Source organism: Hyphomicrobium album (assembly GCF_009708035.1).
GTDB classification, from domain to species: Bacteria; Pseudomonadota; Alphaproteobacteria; order Rhizobiales; family Hyphomicrobiaceae; genus Hyphomicrobium_A; species Hyphomicrobium_A album.
The window spans coordinates 856,983-873,141 of sequence record NZ_WMBQ01000001.1 but is presented as its reverse complement, the minus strand read 5'-3'; the positions used below and the strand labels follow the sequence as shown (position 1 = coordinate 873,141).

Here is a 16,159-nt window from a genome sequence, read left to right as displayed (position 1 = left end):
CCTCAGCGTTTCCAATGCAAAAGCCTCTGACCCTGGGCATTGCCGGCCTTGGCACTGTCGGCGCTGGCCTGCTCGAGCTGCTCCATACGCACAAGGCGCGCGTTGCCGAGCGCGCCGGCCGGCCGGTCGAGATCGTGGGCATCTCGGCCCGCAGTAAGGGCAAGGACCGCGGCGTCGACACCTCCGGCATCAAGTGGTTCGACGATCCGGTGGCGCTGGCCAAGGACGCAAGCATCGACGCGTTCGTCGAGCTAATCGGCGGCTCCGACGGCGTCGCCAAAGCGGCTGTCGAGGCGGCGCTGAATGCCGGCAAGCATGTGGTCACGGCCAATAAGGCGCTGGTCGCCAAGCACGGCGTCAAGCTCGCCAAGCTGGCCGAGGAGAAGGGCGTCGCGCTCAACTTCGAGGCGGCGGTGGCCGGCGGCATCCCCGTCATCAAGACGCTGCGCGAATCCCTCGCCGCCAACGAGGTGACACGCGTCTACGGCATCCTCAACGGCACCTGTAATTACATCCTCTCGACGATGACCGACCAGCATCGCTCGTTCGCCGACGCGCTGCGGGAGGCGCAGGACCTCGGCTATGCCGAGGCCGATCCGACCTACGACATCGGCGGCTTCGACACGGCGCACAAGCTCGCCATCCTGACGAGCCTCGCCTTCGGCACCGAGCTCGGCTTCGATCAGGTCGATGTCGAGGGCATCCAGTCGATCAGCGAGGTCGACATCGAAGCGGCCCAGGACATGGGCTTCGCCATCAAGCTGCTCGGCGTCGCGACGCGCACCGAGGGCGGCATCGAGGCGCGTGTGCACCCGGCGATGGTGCCGGAGGAATCGGCGATCTCCGAGGTGTGGGGCGCCACCAACGCGGTCGCCATCGACGCCGACTTCTGCGCCAGCCTCCTGCTCGTCGGCCCCGGTGCTGGCGGTCGCGCCACGGCCTCGGCCGTCGCCAGCGACGTCTTGGACATCGCCCGGGGCGCGGTTATGCCGCCGCTGGTCACGCCGACGCGGGGCCTCAAACCCTATACGAAGTCGAGGCTGGGCAGGCATCAAGGGGCCTATTACGTGCGGCTTTCCGTTTACGATCGCCCCGGCGCCATGGCAGCGATCGCCAAGCGCATGGGTGACCGCGAGGTCTCGATAGAAAGCATTGTGCAGCGGCGTCCGCGTTCGGCACTGCCCGGCATGGTCGCCCGGCAGAAGCCCGGCTCGCCGGCGATGGTCATCATGATCACGCACGAGACGACGGAGGAAGCGATCCGCAGCGCCGTCGACGCCATCGAGCAGGACGGCAAGGTGTCGGAGCGGCCGCAGGTGATACGTATCGAGAAGCTCGAAAGCGCGTAGTGGCCGAGCCGCGAAAGGTAGTGCAGCTATGACGGACATCGGCGGCAATTCAGGGCTCGACCGCGTGCTGGTTCTCGAGGTGACGCGCGTCACCGAGGCGGCGGCGATCGCAGCGGCGCGCCTGCGCGGGCGCGGCGCCGAGAAGGCGGCCGACAAGGCGGCGGTCGATGCCATGCGCCGCGAGCTGGCCAAGCTCGCCATCCGCGGCACGGTCGTGATCGGCGAGGGCGAGATGGACGAGGCGCCGATGCTCTATATCGGCGAGCAGGTCGGCTCCGGCGAAGGCCCCGAGGTCGACATCGCCGTCGATCCGCTGGAAGGCACCACCATCTGCGCCAAGTCGATGCCGAACGCGCTCGCCGTGCTCGCCATGTCCGAGCGCGGCGGACTGCTGCACGCCCCCGACATGTACATGAACAAGATCGCCATCGGTCCGGGCTACGCGCCCGGTCTCGTCGATCTCGACGCGCCGGCCGGCGACAACATCCGCGCGCTGGCCAAGGCGAAGGGCGTACCGGTGTCGGACATCACCGCCTGCATCCTCGACCGGCCGCGCCACGCCGAGCTGATCGCCGCGGTGCGTGCCGCGGGCGCCGCCGTGCAGCTCATTCCCGACGGCGACATCGCCGGCATTATCTGGACGACCGATCCAGACGAGACCGGCATCGACATCTACCTCGGCGCCGGCGGCGCGCCGGAGGGCGTGCTCGCTGCCGCGGCGCTGCGCTGCATCGGCGGCCAGATCCAGGGGCGGCTCATGCCGTCGAACGACGAGGAGCGTATACGCGCCGCGGCGATGGGCATCACCGACATCAACAAGAAGTTTGTGCTCGAGGACATGGCCGCCGGCGACGTGATCTTCTCCGCGGCTGGTGTCACCGATGGCTCGCTGTTGGACGGCGTGCGCTTCCACGGCGAATTCGCCGAGGTGGATTCCGTCGTCATGCGCTCCAAGACTGGCACCGTGCGGCGCATCAAGTCCAAGTGCCGCGACGTGGGCGGTCGCTTCGGCGTCTGATCGTCCGACCCTGCGTGATGCTCCTTGAACAGGCGCCTTCGTTCCGAAAGAATGGCGGGCTGAGGACGCGTCTTGCGAAGGGGGCGCCGTGGACGAGCGCGATGCCGGCGGGTACTCCGTCACCTACGGCGGAGAAGAGATTCAGGCCCCGGTCTACGTGGTCGCCTTTCTCGCTGCGGCGATGCTGGCTGCGGCGCTCGTCACCGGCCAGTCGCTGTGGCTGGTTCTGGGCGTCGCCGCGGCGGGCGTCACCTACTACAACGTCCCGCTGCTCGAACGGCGCCCGGCCATGGGCGCCAACCAATACGGCATTTTCATCCAAGGCTTAGGTTTGATCCGCTGGCGCGCGATCGAGCGCATCGAACTGGTCGAGGTGGCTGTTCGCGCCAGCACGATCCACGAGCTGCAGATCGCCTTGAAGGAGCGGCTGTCGAGTGCGCTCGTCGCCGACTGGCGGCGGCAGAAATTCTACCGCTCGCTGATGCGCTTGCCGTGGTCGATGGCACGCACGAACGTCGTGGGCATCAATCTCGAGCCGTTCAACAAAGAGCCAGACGAGGTCCACCGCACGATCCTGCGGCTGTGGCGGCACTATCGCAGCTAGGCAACATTGCTGGATGGCCTGTGGATAACCGGCCCACTCGTATCGCCAACTCAGCGGGTGGATGGTGAACTTCGCCTGAGGCGAGTCGATCCAGGGGGTGGGCATGGTCGCGGTGCGCAAGCGACGGGATGCGGCGACAGCCGCGCCGCCCTTTCTCGGCGTATCGGCATCGGCGAACGGTTACGCGTGGCGCGAGCGACTGACGGGCGAGGCGCAATTGCGCGCCGGTGCGATCAGCCAGCGGCACGGACTGCCGGAGCTTTTGGGGCGCGTGCTGGCGGCGCGCGGCATCGCGATCGACGATGTGCCCGTGGTGCTCAATCCCACTCTCAAGGCGTTGATGCCCGACCCGAGCAGCGTCCGCGACATGGACGCCGCGGCGGCGCGGATCGCCGACGCCATCGTCAAGCGGCAGTCGATAGCCATCTTCGGCGACTATGACGTCGACGGCGCGTCGTCGGCGGCACTGGTGGCCCGCTTCGTCGCCCATCATGGTCTGCAGGCGCGCATCTACATTCCCGACCGGCTGTTCGAGGGCTACGGGCCGAACCCGGCCGCCATCGAAGGGCTGGTCAACGACGGCGCGCAGCTCATCGTCACCGTCGACTGCGGCACGACGAGCCGCGAGCCATTGGCGCGCGCCGGCGAGCTCGGCTGCGATGTCGTCGTCATCGATCACCATCAGGCGGACGAGGTGCTGCCCACCGCCGTCGCCGTGGTCAATCCCAACCGGCAGGACGACGTGTCCGGCCTCGGACACTTGTGCGCCGCCGGCGTCGCCTTCCTGGTGCTGGTGGCGACAACGCGGGAATTGCGCCGCCGCGGCTTCTACGCGAACGGGACCGCCGAGCCCGATCTGATCGCCGAGCTCGACTTGGTGGCCCTGGCGACCGTCGCCGACGTGGTGCCGCTCGTCGGCCTCAACCGCGCCTACGTCATGCAGGGTCTGCAGGTCATGCGCTGGCGTCGCAACAAGGGGCTTAAGGCGCTGAACGACGCGGCGGGTCTGAACGAGCCGCCCTCGCCCTATCACCTCGGGTTCATCCTCGGCCCGCGCATCAACGCCGGCGGCCGCATCGGCGACGCGGCGCTGGGCTCGAAGCTTCTCGCCGGCGAGGACGAGGTGGAGGCGGCGCGCATCGCCGTGCTGCTCGACCGCTTGAACAAGGAGCGGCGCGCGCTCGAGAAGCAGATGCTGGAAGAGGCGCTGGCCGAGGCCGAGGTGCGCCTCGCCGAGCGCCCCGACGCGGCGTTGCTGATGCTCGGCTCGCACACCTGGCATAAGGGCGTCGTCGGGCTCGTCGCGAGCCGCTTGACCGAGCGGTTCCGCCTGCCGTCGTGTGTCATCGCCTGGAATGCCGAGACCGGGGGCGAAGGCACCGGTTCACTGCGCTCGGTGGCGGGCGCCGACATCGGCGGCGCGGTACGTGCGGCGGTCGCGGCGGGGCACCTGGTCAAGGGCGGCGGTCACGCGATGGCGGCCGGACTGACGGTAGCGCGCGAGAACCTCGCGGTGCTGGAGCAGTTCCTGCACGCCAGGCTCGCGGACGGCGTCGGCCAGGCACGCGAGCGCGACGCGCTCGACATCGACGGTGCCCTGACGCCCGCGGGCGTGACCGACGAGCTGATCGACCTCATCGCCCGCGTCGGGCCTTACGGGCAGGGCAATCCGGCGCCGCGCTTCGCCTTTCCGGCGACCAACGTGAAGTTCGCCAAGATCGTCGGCGAGAACCACGTGCGGTGCGTGCTGCAATCGGCCGACGGCACCAAGCTCGAGGGCATCGCCTTCCGCGCCGCGGGCGAGCCGCTGGGCGAAATGCTGATGAACGCCGGGGGGCTGCCGCTGCACGTGGCCGGCACCATCAAGCGCTCGTCCTTCAACGGCCGCGAGCGGCTGGAGCTCCACATCGAGGATGCGGCCGACCCGCGCCGCCAGGGCTGATCGCCGAGCGACGGTTGCGAAACGGTGCCGGTTCCTCGATACACCGGGCATGAAGTTCGCCGAACCGCTTCCCATCGACGCGATCCTCGACGAGGTGCGCACTGCCTTAGCCGCGCGCTCGTCTGCCGTGCTCGTCGCGCCGCCCGGCGCCGGCAAGACGACCCGCGTTCCGCTGGCGCTGATGGACGAAGGCTGGCTCGACGGTCGCAAGATCCTGGTGCTGGAGCCGCGCCGGATCGCGGCTCGGGCCGCCGCCGAGCGCATGGCGCACACCTTGGCGGAGGCGGTAGGCGAGCGCGTCGGGCTGCGCGCCCGCATGGTCTCGAAATCGGGGCCGAAGACGCGCATCGAGGTCGTCACCGAAGGCGTGTTCACGCGCATGATCCTCGACGACCCGGAGCTGTCCGGCGTCGGCGCGGTGCTGTTCGACGAATTCCACGAGCGCTCGCTCGATGCCGACCTCGGGCTGGCGTTGGCGCTCGATTGCCAGCGCGGCCTGCGCGACGACCTGCGCATCCTGCCGATGTCGGCGACGCTCGACGGCGCGCGCGTCGCGCGGCTGTTGGGCGACGCGCCGGTCATCGCCAGCGAGGGGCGCGCCTTCCCGGTCGACACGCGCTATCTCGGCCGTGACGCCGCTGCGCGCATCGAGGATCAAATGGCCGCCGCGGTGATGCGGGCCTTGCGCGAGGAGCGTGGGTCTGTCCTCGCGTTTCTGCCGGGGCAGGGCGAGATCCGCCGGGTCGAGGAGCGACTGAAGGAACGCATCGGCGATCCGAGCATCGTCGTGGCGCCGCTCTACGGGGCAATGGATATGAAGGCGCAGGATTTGGCGCTCGAGCCGGCACCTTCCGGCGTGCGCAAAGTCGTGCTCGCGACGTCCATCGCCGAGACGTCGATCACCATCGAGGGCGTGCGCGTCGTCATCGATTGCGGCCTCGCGCGGGTGCCGCGCTTCGAGCCGGACGTCGGCGTCACGCGGCTGGAGACGGTGCGCGTGTCGCGGGCCGCCGCCGATCAGCGCCGCGGCCGTGCCGGACGGACAGAGCCCGGCGTCTGCTATCGCCTATGGGACGAGCCGCAGACACAAAGCCTGCCGGCGTTCGCCGAGCCCGAGATCCGCTCGGCCGATCTGGCGCCGCTGCTGCTCGACTGCGCGGAATGGGGAGCGTCCGATCCGCGCGCGCTGGAGTGGATCGATCCGCCGTCGGCCGCGGCCATCGACGCGGCGCGCGAGGAGCTCGTCGAGCTGGAAGCGCTCGACGCCGACGGCCGCATCACCGCGGTCGGGCGACGGCTGCGCTCGCTGCCATTGCCGCCACGGCTCGCGCGCATGGTGCTCGCGGCGGCGGGGCTAGGCTGCGCGGCGGATGCGGCGGACATCGCGGCGGTGATTGTCGAGCGCGGCCTCGGCGGCAACGACGTCGATCTGGCGCATCGGCTGGAAGGGTTCCGCCGCGACCGGGGGCGCCGCGCCGCCGACATGCGCAAGCTTGCCGCCGGTTGGGCGCGGACGGCGGCCAGCGGTTCACGGAAAGAGCCGTCGGCGGAGATGTCGACCGCGCGGCTTCTGGCGCTGGCGTTTCCAGGCCGCATCGGCAAGGCGCGCGGCGCACCCGGCCAATTCCTCCTCGCCAATGGACGCGGCGCGAACCTCGATCCGGCGCATCCGCTGGCGCGCTCGCCGTTTGTCATTGCGGCGGAGCTCTCCGGATCGGCGTCGTCAACGCGCATCCTGCTCGCGGCCGCGGCCGACGAGGCCGATGTCCTCGCGGCGGCTGGGCAGCGCATCGAGGCGCGCGACGAGATCGAGTTTGACCAGGCAGCCGGCGCGCTGCGGGCGCGTTACGTCCGCCGGCTCGACGCCATCGTCCTCGCGAGCGAGCCGCGCGGTGTTGTCCCTAACGAGGAAACCGCGCACCTGCTAGCGGATGGCATCGCCAAGCGCGGGGTCGCGCGTCTGCCGTGGAGCAAGGCGCAAATGCAGCTGCGCGACCGGGTTGGCTTCTTGCGCGCGGCCGGCGAGGCGGACTGGCCGGACCTCGGCGATGCGGTGCTTGCCGAGGGCGCCACGACATGGCTCGCGCCGTTCCTCGCCGGCAAAACGAAGGTGTCGGACATCGGCGCCGACGATCTCGGGTCTGCCCTCGATGCGCTGCTGCCATGGAACCTGAAGCGTCGGCTGGAGGAGGAGGCTCCGACATATTTCGAGGCACCGACCGGCAATCGCCACGCCATCGACTACGAGACGACGGGCGCACCGGCTCTGCACATCCGCGTGCAGGAGCTGTTTGGGCTGACGCAGCATCCGGCCATCGCCAACGGCAAGCTGCCGCTCACCCTGCATCTGCTGTCGCCGGCGCACCGGCCCATCCAGATCACGCGTGACCTGCCGGGTTTCTGGAAGGGCTCCTGGGCGGCCGTCAAAGCCGAGATGAAGGGGCGTTATCCGCGTCACCCTTGGCCGGACGATCCGGCCTCGGCGCTGCCAACCGCGCGCGCCAAGCCGCGCGGCACCTGAATGCTCTCGCACCGGAGACGACTTCGGGTCACGTGCGAGCCGCCGCTACCGGATTGTCACTGGGCACCGTAGGATGCTGTCCAAGCCGCTCTCTGGAGGCTCGCATGTGGGCAGCCCTGATCGTCATCGCGCAAGTTTTCGGCCCTCCTCATCCAGGCGGCCAGCAAGACTTTGACCTCTGCAGGGGCATGACGAAAGGCACCCCCGAGGAATCCATCGCCGCCTGCCACCGGGTCGTTTCCAAGGAAGTGCTCGGCAAGAAGTACATCGCCGCAGCCTACTCGATGCTCGCGCGCTTCTCTGACAATCCGGCCGGTGCCATTACTAACTTGGACCAAGCGATCGCGCTCGAACCCGATACCGCAGACTACTACCAGCAGCGCGGCTTCCAGTTCAGCCTCTTGAACGACAACGACCGTGCGCTGGCCGACTTCGAGAAGGGCTTGGCGCTCGCGCCGGATAGCCACCGCATCCTGTTCGTGCGCGCCTTGACGTTCAAGGGAATGGGCGAGGATGCACGTGCACTCGCCGATCTCGACCGGGCCATCGCGCTCGCACCGAAAGAGCCGACCTATTATTCGGTCAAAGCGCAAATCTACTTGCGGCAGGACAAGACCGCCGAGGCGCTCGCCATGCTCGCTCAGGGCATCGCCGTAAAGCCCGACCACGCCCAGTTCTTCCAAGACAGAGCCGAGGTATACCGCAAGCTGGGTGACGCCAAGGGCGAGGAGGAGGCTCTGACGCGCCTGATCGCGCTCAAGCCAAAAGAACAGTACGGGATATTGTTGCGCGCGTTCCTGTACGAGAAGCTCGGCAAGCCCGCTCTCGCCATTGCCGACTATGATACCTTGCTGGCGCTCGATCCCGAGCACAAATTTTACCGCGAACGCCGCGCCGCTCTGCTTGAAATGAAGGGTGGCGCTCCGGCTGGGCCGGCGCCGAAAGTGATAGACCCCGCAGGGGATGCGCCGCCCGCCAAGCGAGCCGCCAAAGGGGCGCCGCCGGCGAAGAAGGCCGAGGAGGCAGCGCCGGAGCTTGAGTGCCGCATCTATGTGCCGGGCGCCGGCGTCACGGTGTCGGTCCGCTGCGCAAAATGACACTTCTCGTCCGCCGCCCGTCCGCGCTGAACGCTCACCTCGTCAGCATTGGGTCATCTCCCCACGCTATCAGATAGAATGAATGAGCCCAGCGAGGATGCAACGGTCATGCAGCTAGTCCCGAAAAGCTTCTTTCTGACACAGGGCATCGGCGTTCATCGCGAACGACTTACTGCATTCGAGCTGGCGCTTCGGGACGCGGACATAGAACAGCAGAATCTTGTGAGCATCTCCTCGATCCTACCGCCCAATTGCATCGAGCTGGAGCGGCAAGAAGGTGCAGCCACACTGCTGCCGGGCGAAATCACCTTCACCGTCCTGGCGCGCGCCGAGACAAACGAGCCGGGGCGCCGTGTTAATTCGAGCATCGGGCTGGCGCGCCCATCGGAGCCGTCAATGTATGGCTACATTTCGGAGCACCATGGGTACGGTATGACGCGAGAACAAAGCGGCGAGTATGCCGAGGATCTCGCTGCCTCCATGCTGGCTTCCACGCTCGGTATCGAGTTCGACCCTGACGCTGCGTGGAATGAGCGCAAACGGGTTTACGAAACGAGCAGCCTCATTATCGGCAGTACATCGGTGACGGCGTACGCCGAGGGAGATGAGAGCAGTCGCTGGACCTGCGCGGTGGCTGCAGCGGTCTTCCGCTTCGCCTGAGCAGCGCTCAGCGGCCATCCCGGTCGTCGGCCGCGGTCACTAGCTGACCTCGACGCCGTTCGGCATCGGCGTCCGCTCCGCTTTTTCGACATAAGGAAGTCAGTCGCTGGCGCGTAATCCGCTCGTTTGGCGAGCAATGGCGGTCCCTACGGGAGTCGAACCCGTCTTTCAAGATTGAAAATCTCGCGTCCTAACCGATAGACGAAGGGACCGGCAGGGCCATCCCTATAGGGGCGTTTGCCGCCCCGCGCAAGCAACGCCCCGGTGACCGAAAAGCGCATCTCTGACAGGCCATTGAGGGGATGTCCCGCCGCGGCCGATCTGCAAGCTGGCGAGTGATGCGTGGCATGTTCAACGCACCCCAGGACAGAGCGTCGCGTCACGCGGGTGGTCAGCCGATGGACGCATCGCGCGACGCCGCTGTCAGCAGAATGGCGAAGAGGGAAGGAAAGACGTGACGACCATCCTCGAAACCGGGGGGTGCTGGGGGTACTGCTCAGGACCTAGGTAGCGCGCGCCTGGCAGCGACGGCCGTCACGCGCAGATAATCGCCGTACGCGGCCTATCTCGTCAAGGAAAAGTGCGCCGGCCGGTCAACGGTGCGTTGCCCGTCTGGCCTGAACTGGAACACGATCCAGTACCGCGCAAGCCGAAAAAATCGAGCGATTCCGCGCAAGTTTCACAAAACGAGCGGCGTGTTCCCCCCGGAACAGCGACCCGCTTAAGGCTTCGGCAATCTCCGTCACATGGACGCATCGTGGTGGTGCGGACACTTCAGACGGAGCAAGCTGATGAAAACCGCACCCCTCGATCTCGGATGCAGCGTTACGGGAGTAAACGCTGCCAAGGCCACGAAGACCGAAATCAAGAAGCTGCGCGACCTCCTCTACAAGAACCGCCTCATCGTCCTCAAGGACCAGAACCTCACTGAAGCCCAGTACTGCGATTTCGCCAAACGCGTCGGTAACCCGGTTCCCTACCTGCAGGACAACTACCACCACCCCGAATTCCCGCTGATCTTCGTCTCCTCGAACGTCAAGAAGGACGGCAAGCAGATCGGCGTCGCCCGCACCGGCGGCTACTGGCACTCCGACACGTCCTTCGAGAAGGACCCCAAGTTCATCACCATGCTGATGCCGAAGGTTCTGCCGAAGAACTTCGCGCGCTCCACCCGCTTCATCGACATGGCCGCCGTTTACAAGGCGCTGCCGGCCGCCACCAAGAAGAAGCTCGCCGGCCGCGAGTTCATGCACACCGGCAAGATGCGCTACAAGGTGCGCACCCAGGACGCCGGCTACGACATCTTCGAAATCCTCGCCACCATCGACAAGCTCTGCCCGGCCGTGCGCCATCCGGCGGTGATCGAGCACCCCTACACCAAGGAGAAGGTGCTCTACGGCAACCGCGGCTTCACGCTGTCGATCGCCGACGCCTCGCTCGATGAATCGGCGAGCCTCCTGAAAGAGATCTTCGACTTCGCCGAGACGCCGCGCTTCGTGAAGGAAGTGCAGTGGTCGATGGGCGACGTCATCATCTGGGACAATCGCTTCCTCGGACACACCTCGGGCCGCAACGAAGGCCTCGAGGAAGAGACGATGATGTACCGCATCACCTTGCAGGACGGCATGCCGCTCTGCGCCAGCCAGATCAATTCGAAGGTTGCTGCCTAACGCTCAATGCAAAATTGCAGCTCAAACCCATGGGGACGGCCATGTGTTCAATCGCTCAAATCGATGGTTCCACTGCGACGGTAGTTTCTAACCCTACGAAAGCTTGCGCCCTCGGACCCTGCAGCGGCGCGTGCAAGCGCCTTGCCGCAGCCCAGGCGATGCTCGAGATCGAGGCCCCCGCCATGACGGAACCGCAGTTCCCGATCGCGATTGCCGACGAGTTCACTGCCGAGATCCTGAAGCCCTACCGCGACAACGCCACCTACCTGAAGGCGGCGGAGATCGTCGAGGTCAACGACAAGACGGCGATCGCCGGCACCGAACAGAAGCTAATCGTCGGCAAGGGCCGCTTCTCGATCCCCGAGAGCTGCTACATCGACTCCACCGGCCACTTCAACGCGGTCGAGTTCAACATCTGCTACAACCAGCTCGCTTATGTGCTCTTCGCCGGCTGCATCGACGCGGGCGTCATGCACAAGGTGCGCGCCGGCGACGTCCAGATCCCGACGATGACCGAGTTCAAGCATCACCAGCTGCCGGCGATGATGATCGTCGCCCTGGAGAGCCGCTACTTCAAGCCGCTCGACAGCAACGACTTCACCGCCGAGCTGTCGATCAACAAGATCTCGGCGGTTGGCAACGCCTGGTTCTTCTTCACGACCATCACCTTCTCCGACCGCGAAGGCGTGAAGGCGAAGGGCTCCGTGACGCTGGCCTTCAGCCCCTCCTACAACCCGAACACGGTGCACTGAGCCATGTCCCAGCTCACCGCCATCCAATCGGCCGAGACGCTCGCGGCGCTGCGCGCGCTGGCCGTCGGCGAGCGGGAGCTCGCCACCCCGTGCATCGACCGGTTCGCCCGCCAGTTCCTCAGCCTGAAGAGCCGGCTGCTGTTGGCCCTGACGCCGCAACGCATCCTGAGCAAGCTGATCGAGCGCGCCGCCCCCGGCAGCTATTGCTTCGCCATCGCCCGCACCCGCCACTTCGACGATGCGCTGCTTGCTGCCCTGCGCGACGGCGTCGAGCAGGTGGTCATCCTCGGCGCCGGCTACGACTCGCGCGCCTTCCGCTTCAAGGACGAGCTGCGCGGTGTTCGCGTGTTCGAGCTGGACCATCCCGGCACGCAGGCGCGGAAGATCGAGCTGCTGGCGACCAGCAACACGGCGCTGCCCTCGAACGTCACCCTCATCGGCATCGACTTCGCCAAGCAGTCGTTTCGCCAGCTGCTGCCGCAGCACGGCTTCCGCCGTGATGGCAAGACCTTGTTCCTGTGGGAAGGCGTTTCCTACTACCTGCCGGTTCAGGCGGTGAATGATGTGCTCGGCTTCGTTGCCGGTTGCGGCAAGGGCAGCAGCATCGTGTTCGACTACGCGCTGCAGAGCTTTGTCGACGGCGATACGTCGACCTACGGCGGCGATGCGGTGGCGCGCTGGCTGCAGAAGATCGGCGAGCCGTTCCTCTTCGGACTGGTGCCGGGCAACGCGTCGCGCTTCCTGGCGCAGCGCGGCTTGCGGACGACATCGCACGTCGGGCCGGCGGACCTCGAGCGCCTGTACCTTACGACACAGAATAATTCTCCCCTCGGGCGCACCCTGGGGCATGTCCGCATCATCGCGGGCCAAGCCTGACACCAAAGACGGAGCACCCACCATGACCGCCATCGCCGCCCGCACTCCAGAGTTCGAAGCCTCCATCGCCGAGCCGCCGCGCGCACTCACGCGGCGCATCGACTGGACCGGATTGTGGTTTCGCATCGTCGAGAGCGAAGGCGAGTTCATCGGCATGCGCGGCGGCCAGCGAGCCGAGGACGGGCGCATCGACTGGGTGTTTCCTTCGCACGCCGAATACGACGGTCTCGGCGGTTTCGTACATGTGCTGCGCAAGGCGCACGTCGGGCGGGAGTTCAAGGTTCCGGCGCGCCAGAGCCGCATGCCGTCGCTCGGCAAGCGTTTGGGCGCGGTGATACAGATGTGCCTGCGCACGCCGACGCCGGCTGCGGCGTGGCGTGGCTATGACGCGAACTGGACCGGCTATCGCACCAAGGCCGGCAACGAGTTCGCGACGCAATTCTTCGGTGCGGCGACCACGCGGCGCATGGAGGCGAAGGCGCGTGCCCAGGGCGTCTCGCTCAACGGCCTGTTGATGCACACGCTGGCTGTCGCCACCGAGCCCGAGCTCGAGGCCGGGCCGCGGATTTGGATGATGCCGGTCAACCTGCGCGGCCCCGTGCAGCTCGATCGTGATACGGCGAACCAGAGCGGCTACCTGCAGCTCGAGATTTCCGCCGACGCTACGCCGGGGTGCGTGCAGGAGCAGATCAAGCTTGCGCTCCGCCGTCGCGATCATTGGGCGAGCTGGACCTTTCTCAATCTCAGCCAGATCATCGGGCTCTCAGGTATCGGTCAGGTTTTCAAGCTGCAGATGGCGCGCTTTCAAAATCGCCCGTTCGTCGGCTCGTTCTCCAATCTCGGCGCCTGGAAGGGCGTCGGCCAGTGGTGCGTGTGCCCGCTGGTGACCAAGACCTCGCCGGTCGGCGTCGGCGCGATCGTTTGTGACGGGCGCCTGGCGCTCATCGTCGAGGCGCACGCCTCCATCAAGCGCGAGGCCGGCTGGACACAGACGGTCATGGACCGCTGGGCGGCGTTGCTGCAATCTAAAGACTGACCGGTTCGCCCGCACTCACAAGAGGCGAGCCTTGAAGCGGGAGCGAGCTGGCATGCCGCAGGCGGAGGAGAGTGCGCGCGCGGGGGAACGGATCTACCCGCCGTTTCTCACCCCGCCCGCCGAGCCGCTCAGCCTGCCCGGATACTTTCTCGCCTTCGTCCGCAACCCACTCGGCGCTACGCCGGCGATCATCTATCGCGAGTGGACGTATACCTATCGCGATCGCATCACCTACGTCGCCGATCCGGCGCGCATCAAGCGCATCCTGCTCGACGACTTCACCGAGTTCCCCAAAACGATCATCGAGCGCTACGTTTTTTCCAAGCTGCTCGGCAGGGGCATCCTGACGGCGCACGGGCCCGAGTGGCGGTGGCAGCGGCAGGCAGCGGCGCCGCTGTTCCGCCCGGCGGAAATTCAGCGCTACGCGCCGGTCATGACGGCGGCGGCCGAGGCCGCGATCGAAGACTGGCGCCAATTGGCGCCCGGCGCGGTGCGCTACGTCGATCGGGATACGACGCGCGCCACGTTCGGCGTCATCGCCGATACGATGCTGCACAGCCGCGACCCGGCGGTGACGGAGGCGCTGGAGCGCGCCCACCGCGACTATCTTCTGCCGCTCTCCTGGCCGGGCGTCTACGGGGCGCTGGGGCTGCCCGGCTGGTTGCCGTTTCCGCGCAAGGCGGCGCGGCGGCGGGCCGAGATCGACATGCGGCAGTCGGTTGGCAATCTGGTGCGGCGCCGGCGTGCCGGCGCGGACGATCGCGACGACCTGATGTCGCGTTTGCTGAACGCGAAAGATCCCGAGAGCGGCCAGAGCATGGGCGACGAGCAGATGGTCGACAACCTGCTCACCTTCCTGCTCGCCGGGCACGAGACGTCGGCCAAGTCCCTCGCCTGGATGCTCTATCTCGTGGCGCTGTCGCCCGAGTGGGAGGAGCGCCTGCTGGCCGAGGTGCGCCGGGTTGCCGGCGACGAGCCCATAGGCGCCGAGCACGCCGGCCGGCTCACCGACGTCGCCATGTTCATCAAGGAAGGGATGCGGCTCTACCCGCCGATCTCGTCGCTGGCGCGTGTCGCCACCCGCGACGTCGACCTCGACGGCACGCCCGTGAAGAAGGACGGCATCATCGTCATGCCGATTTTCGCCATCCATCGGCATCGCAAGCTGTGGGAGGACCCCGCGCGCTTCGACCCCGAGCGTTTCTCGCCGGAGCGCGAGGCGCAGCAGGTGCGCTATCAGTACCTGCCGTTCGGGGCCGGCCCGCGGGTGTGCATCGGCGCCTCGTTCGCCATGCTCGAGGCGACGATCTTGCTTGCCTCGTTCGTGCGTGCCGCCCGCTTCAAGGTGCCGGACGGCCACGTGCCCGTGCCCCTGTCGCGCATCGCCCTGCAGCCGAAGGGCGGCATGCCGCTCGAGGTGACGTTGCGCACGTAAACCCTGCCTCCGGCCGCTCCGCGAAAGCTCCAGCCCTGTGCCCGGCGAAACAGCGTCGCGCCTGAGGCCGCTGCATCCTCTCCTTGGAGGCAAGAGAAAGGACGGAGCGCTATGATCGTTTGTTCCTGCAATATGCTGCGTGATTCTGATGTCGCCCAGGCGGCGGCCTCGCAACCGCTTCGTGTCACCCAGGTGCATGCCTGCTTGGGCTGCCGGCCGCGCTGCGGCGGCTGCTTCGCCACCATCAAGCAGATCCTCGACAGCACGATGCCGCAGGGTTCGGCCCCCGCTGAGGCCTGCTACGCGCAGTAAGCCGACCTGAGCGATTGGCGTCGCCAAAGCCCATGCCCCAAGGGCTACATCAAGAAGCTGCAGGGTGACGGCTGAATGGTTTGGGCGCCGGCTCCGCTCGCGCGGTCTCGCTCACCGCATTCGGCTCGACTTCCGCCACGTAGATCTCGCCGTTGCAGTACGTGGCCTTGAAGCGCTGGGGCGCGTCCAGCATCAGCAGCAATCCGGTCGGCATCTGCTCCTCCATCCATGGTCGAGACTGCAGGAGCAAAGTCGCGGCCGGTATCGCGGGTTGCCGCATGAGCAGAATTTAAGATTGATCACATCTTATGTGCGGCCCTCGTCGCGCGTGCTTGTCGGGGAACCAAGGCGCCTTATCTCAAGTTCTGAGCAATGGAGGTGTCCCATGTCGCAAGAATCGATAGCCGACGAAGCGAAGAAGCAGTCGCCCGAGGTCGACAAGGAGCTGAACGAGGCTCTGAAGGCAACGTTTCCGGCGAGCGATCCGGTGGCCGTGGGCGAGACGACGTCGACGCAGCCCGATCGACCGCTGAACCGCCGGCCGGCGGAACTCGATCTCGAGCTGGTGAACGAGCTCGCCCGCCACGTCGACAAAACGCACGAGAAGAAACAAGACAAATAGAGGGAGAGCCTCGTGGAGGAACACCTTTCCGCGCCGTCGGCCGAACGCCGGGTGCTCGATCATGCTGCGAACGAACCGGAGTCGCCGCGGCGCACGGGCACGAGCTATGATTATGAGCTGGAGCGCGTGACCCGGGCACGGACTTATTTCGACGACCACGACCCGATCAACCGCGCCATCCGCCGCGACCCCACGAGGTCGATGCTGATCGCCGCCGGAGTCGGCTTCGTCTTCGCGCTGCTGGTCCGCTGAGAGTCCATCAAAA

General features: G+C 66.9%; 16 protein-coding genes and 1 tRNA gene. 15 read left to right on the top strand and 2 right to left on the bottom strand.

The genetic code is table 11. The features are described from left to right. Window positions 1-14 precede the first annotated feature (14 nt). The 7 genes from GIW81_RS04300 (at window position 15) to GIW81_RS04270 (ending at window position 9,191) form a co-directional block, all read left to right on the top strand. Window positions 15-1,349, top strand: a complete 1,335-nt coding sequence (locus tag GIW81_RS04300; protein WP_154738084.1) for a homoserine dehydrogenase — start codon at window positions 15-17, stop codon at window positions 1,347-1,349. Window positions 1,350-1,377: 28 nt separating this feature from the next. Beyond that, complete coding sequence (gene glpX, locus GIW81_RS04295; protein WP_154738083.1) at window positions 1,378-2,367, top strand: class II fructose-bisphosphatase; 990 nt, start codon at window positions 1,378-1,380, stop codon at window positions 2,365-2,367. An 88-nt stretch (window positions 2,368-2,455) separates the two neighbouring features. Further along, the gene (locus GIW81_RS04290; RefSeq protein ID WP_195930363.1) at window positions 2,456-2,971 is read left to right on the top strand and encodes a hypothetical protein; all 516 of its coding nucleotides are present in this window, start codon (window positions 2,456-2,458) and stop codon (window positions 2,969-2,971) included. Between the two features lie 103 nt (window positions 2,972-3,074). Further along, entirely contained in the window at window positions 3,075-4,913 is a 1,839-nt protein-coding gene (gene recJ / locus GIW81_RS04285; RefSeq protein ID WP_154738082.1) for a single-stranded-DNA-specific exonuclease RecJ, read from the top strand. A gap of 49 nt (window positions 4,914-4,962) precedes the next feature. Then, window positions 4,963-7,434, top strand: coding sequence for an ATP-dependent helicase HrpB (gene hrpB, locus GIW81_RS04280; protein WP_154738081.1), 2,472 nt, complete (start codon window positions 4,963-4,965; stop codon window positions 7,432-7,434). Window positions 7,435-7,622: 188 nt separating this feature from the next. Further along, window positions 7,623-8,531, top strand: coding sequence for a tetratricopeptide repeat protein (locus GIW81_RS04275; protein ID WP_195930361.1), 909 nt, complete (start codon window positions 7,623-7,625; stop codon window positions 8,529-8,531). A 108-nt stretch (window positions 8,532-8,639) separates the two neighbouring features. After that, window positions 8,640-9,191 carry a pyruvoyl-dependent arginine decarboxylase gene (locus GIW81_RS04270; protein ID WP_154738079.1) on the top strand — a complete coding sequence of 184 codons (552 nt, stop codon included), beginning with the start codon at window positions 8,640-8,642 and terminating at the stop codon, window positions 9,189-9,191. Between the two features lie 137 nt (window positions 9,192-9,328). Here GIW81_RS04270 and GIW81_RS04265 read toward each other — a convergent pair. Continuing rightward, a tRNA-Glu gene (locus GIW81_RS04265) sits at window positions 9,329-9,403 on the bottom strand. 579 nt (window positions 9,404-9,982) lie between these two features. Here GIW81_RS04265 and GIW81_RS04260 point away from each other — a divergent pair. From GIW81_RS04260 to GIW81_RS04235, 6 genes are all read left to right on the top strand, one after another. Continuing rightward, window positions 9,983-10,861: a TauD/TfdA dioxygenase family protein gene (locus GIW81_RS04260; RefSeq protein WP_195930359.1), complete on the top strand. Its 879-nt coding sequence runs from the start codon at window positions 9,983-9,985 to the stop codon at window positions 10,859-10,861. Between the two features lie 182 nt (window positions 10,862-11,043). Beyond that, entirely contained in the window at window positions 11,044-11,613 is a 570-nt protein-coding gene (locus tag GIW81_RS04255; protein WP_195930357.1) for an FcoT family thioesterase, read from the top strand. Window positions 11,614-11,616: 3 nt separating this feature from the next. Then, a complete protein-coding gene (locus tag GIW81_RS04250) occupies window positions 11,617-12,489 on the top strand; it encodes a class I SAM-dependent methyltransferase (RefSeq protein ID WP_154738076.1) in 873 nt (290 codons plus the stop codon). A 22-nt stretch (window positions 12,490-12,511) separates the two neighbouring features. Continuing rightward, complete coding sequence (locus GIW81_RS04245; protein WP_154738075.1) at window positions 12,512-13,525, top strand: hypothetical protein; 1,014 nt, start codon at window positions 12,512-12,514, stop codon at window positions 13,523-13,525. A 52-nt stretch (window positions 13,526-13,577) separates the two neighbouring features. Further along, window positions 13,578-14,960, top strand: coding sequence for a cytochrome P450 (locus GIW81_RS04240; RefSeq protein WP_154738074.1), 1,383 nt, complete (start codon window positions 13,578-13,580; stop codon window positions 14,958-14,960). A 111-nt stretch (window positions 14,961-15,071) separates the two neighbouring features. Next, window positions 15,072-15,272 carry a (2Fe-2S)-binding protein gene (locus GIW81_RS04235; RefSeq protein ID WP_154738073.1) on the top strand — a complete coding sequence of 67 codons (201 nt, stop codon included), beginning with the start codon at window positions 15,072-15,074 and terminating at the stop codon, window positions 15,270-15,272. A 49-nt stretch (window positions 15,273-15,321) separates the two neighbouring features. Here GIW81_RS04235 and GIW81_RS04230 read toward each other — a convergent pair whose 3' ends face one another. Further along, entirely contained in the window at window positions 15,322-15,486 is a 165-nt protein-coding gene (locus GIW81_RS04230) for a hypothetical protein (protein WP_154738072.1), read from the bottom strand. Between the two features lie 171 nt (window positions 15,487-15,657). On the opposite strand from GIW81_RS04230, the gene GIW81_RS04225 reads away from it, so the two are divergent. Both GIW81_RS04225 and GIW81_RS04220 read left to right on the top strand, forming a co-directional pair. Next, window positions 15,658-15,894 carry a hypothetical protein gene (locus tag GIW81_RS04225; protein ID WP_154738071.1) on the top strand — a complete coding sequence of 79 codons (237 nt, stop codon included), beginning with the start codon at window positions 15,658-15,660 and terminating at the stop codon, window positions 15,892-15,894. 12 nt (window positions 15,895-15,906) lie between these two features. After that, window positions 15,907-16,146, top strand: coding sequence for a hypothetical protein (locus tag GIW81_RS04220; RefSeq protein ID WP_154738070.1), 240 nt, complete (start codon window positions 15,907-15,909; stop codon window positions 16,144-16,146). Window positions 16,147-16,159 lie beyond the last annotated feature (13 nt).